At 35.7% G+C, this 263-nt stretch carries 1 protein-coding gene; it reads left to right on the top strand.

The genetic code is table 11. The annotated features are described in order from the left end of the window. A partial coding sequence (locus ACKX14_RS16035) for a Wadjet anti-phage system protein JetD domain-containing protein (protein WP_422449407.1) occupies nucleotides 1-263 on the top strand: 263 nt, incomplete at both ends.

Here is a 263-nt window from a genome sequence, read left to right as displayed (position 1 = left end):
ATTGCAATATCATCCAGTATGCTTGGTGATATTGATTCTGTTAAGGTTTTCAGGGGAAAGGTAATGACTGTCGAAAATCTAACAACTTTTCATAGCTTTCAAGAGAAGGACTATTTTGTAATCTATTTAGGTGGATTTCATAACAGGGTGAGAAGGGATTTTATAAAAATGCTCTATGATCAAAACTCTGATGCCACTTACTATCACTTTGGAGATATCGATGCAGGAGGGTTCCTTATCCTCGAACATTTAAAGGATACAAC

The sequence above is a fragment of the Thermorhabdus hydrogeniformans genome (genome assembly GCF_049310025.1).
Lineage (GTDB): Bacteria > Bacillota > Thermosediminibacteria > Thermosediminibacterales > Tepidanaerobacteraceae > JBJYKD01.
The sequence above is the reverse complement of the archived record's forward strand: the minus strand, read 5'-3'. Positions and strand labels throughout refer to the sequence as shown.